This is a genomic window from Shewanella algicola, assembly GCF_014648035.1.
GTDB lineage: Bacteria > Pseudomonadota > Gammaproteobacteria > Enterobacterales > Shewanellaceae > Shewanella > Shewanella algicola.
Genome location: NZ_BMQI01000124.1, coordinates 1 through 2158 on the forward strand (window position 1 = coordinate 1; position 2158 = coordinate 2158).

Consider the following 2158-nt stretch of genomic DNA (forward strand, 5'->3'; position numbering starts at 1 on the left):
ATCATAAATAAGGCCTTTTTTCTACCTAAAATATAGCGTTATCGCTAAAGATCCTGTCTATGTGACTAGCTTAATTAAATTACCATTTAACATTTTTTACTATAAGGGAATACCATGAGCAAATTCATATTACATCATTACCAGCCTTCTCCATTTGCTGAAAAAATACGTACAATATTAGGATTTAAAGGTATATCATATAGAACAGTGACAATACCTATTATCATGCCTAAGCCAGACTTAACCGCACTGACAGGAGGTTATCGTAAGACTCCTGTGTTGCAGCAAGGGGCACATGTATATTGTGATACACGATTAATATCCCGTGTAATAGATAACTATGCCCCTGAGAAAACGCTCTATCCGGATGATCTAGTTGCTAGTGCTAATATCATGGCACAATGGGCCGATCAACATCTCTTTGCTCTTGTAGTTGCTTTGGTTTTTTCGCCAGATGGTTTTGCTGAATTGACGAAAGATATACCAACTCCGGTGGTATCGGCTCTGGTAACAGACCGTGAAGAATTATGGCGAGGAGCGCATACTCCTAAGATAATACTGTCTCAATTACCTATTTATTTACAACAGTTTGAACAGCAGTTACAAAATTGTGGTCCTTATCTTCTTGGCCAACAGCCTACCATTGCTGATTTTTCGGTATATCACTGTCTGTGGTTTATCAATAATAATTCGGTCGTTCGTTCGCATTTATTGCTTTATCCAGCATTATTGAGATGGCTGGATTCTATGACAGCAATCGGGCATGGTAATGCTGAAAATATTACAGGTCAAGAGGCTATTGATGAGGCTAGATTGGGGGAATGGGCGAGCAATGAAGAGTATGAATTTTTGGAGCTAGACGGCTTAAAATATGGTGATTTGGTGACTGTGCAGCCTATCGATTATGGATTAGTTCCGGTTGTCGGTGAGCTAATTCTATCACTAACAGATGAGGTGGCTATTAGACGTAATGATGAGCGTGCTGGGGAAGTTTATGTTCATTTCCCTCGGGTGGGTTACCAAATTGAATTGGCTTCTTAATTCAATCTTTAATTATTAATTTCTATAAATTTAGTTTCGATAATTGCCTATTATTTCTTGCAAGTGAAACAAGTCACGATCATACGTGGGTTGTTTCACTGGTTTTTAATTCCAAATAAGTATGGCATTTGGATCATAATTTAAACGTACTCCCTAGATTGACTGAGATACACAAACTACTTGGATTTGCTTGCCAATATCGATGCAATGGCTCGTTAGACCAAGATTGCCAAGCCGCTTTTGCTCTCATCGTTATGTAAGAGGGCTTCTGGAAATAAAAGATAATGCAGCAATACCGCCACATCAGCTCCAACGAACTGACTGTCGAGCAAATAAGTTTTGTGAGATGTAATTTGGAGATTAAATCCATGTATTGAATTTTAGATGTCTGCATAGGAGATCTTCCTGATTTACTGATAAAAAGCTGCAGAGAACCTAGCCTGACTAGTCTACACATGTTTTAAATATGCTTCGATGCGAATCGAACAACATAAGCGTTCCGTTGGAAAAATTCTTTGAATGATACTCTTTAGGTTTCCAGAGCGAGTGTTGTTGGTTCAATTTACATTGAGGTTGAAAGTTCAACACTTTTGCAGACCCACTGAGGTGTTAATCTTTTAAATCAGTAATGACGGCATCGAGTAATTTCATCAGTTCTTTTATTTGGATTTTATCGATATTACTAAACTTACAGCTCACTTCATTAGGGATTTCAATCGCTTTTGCCTTTAAAGCCAGTCCTGTATGTGTGAGTTTCACTAGTCGTTTACGTTTGTCCTGTTCAACCTTCACTATGTGTAGCAGTGACTTATCAACCATTTTTTTTAAAATTTGTGTCATCGCACTACCATCAATTGACGTTTGTTCTATTAGCTCTGCAATTGTAATGTTGTCTTGTTCCCACAGAGCCATTATTACTACATATTGCGGATAAGTTATATTGATCTCACTTAAAGGCTCTCGATAAGCACGAACGATGCTGTTAGATGCCATATATAAGCGATGGCATAGCTGGTTTTTAAGCTTTAATCGATCAAATTGCATAAGTTACTCCTTAACCTGAGCTTCGGATAAGAAATTAGCTCCCCAAAGGAACTAAATGCTCGTTCCTTGATCC

2 protein-coding genes are annotated in these 2158 nt (G+C 38.0%); one reads left to right on the forward strand and one right to left on the reverse strand.

Annotated features, from left to right (window positions below):
- Positions 1-114: 114 nt before the first annotated feature.
- Positions 115-1041, forward strand: coding sequence for a glutathione S-transferase family protein (locus IEY42_RS21980; protein ID WP_188927296.1), 927 nt, complete (start codon positions 115-117; stop codon positions 1039-1041).
- A 609-nt stretch (positions 1042-1650) separates the two neighbouring features.
- Here the strand turns inward: IEY42_RS21980 and IEY42_RS21985 are convergent.
- On the reverse strand, positions 1651-2085 hold the full coding sequence (locus IEY42_RS21985; RefSeq protein ID WP_188927297.1) for a MarR family winged helix-turn-helix transcriptional regulator: 435 nt from the start codon (positions 2083-2085) through the stop codon (positions 1651-1653).
- Positions 2086-2158: the final 73 nt, after the last annotated feature.

Bases quoted from the DNA above. Each gene is read 5' to 3' on its own strand.
- IEY42_RS21985 (WP_188927297.1), bottom strand. From the start codon at position 2,085: ATGCAATTTGATCGATTAAAGCTTAAAAACCAGCTATGCCATCGCTTA.
- IEY42_RS21980 (WP_188927296.1), top strand. From the start codon at position 115: ATGAGCAAATTCATATTACATCATTACCAGCCTTCTCCATTTGCTGAA.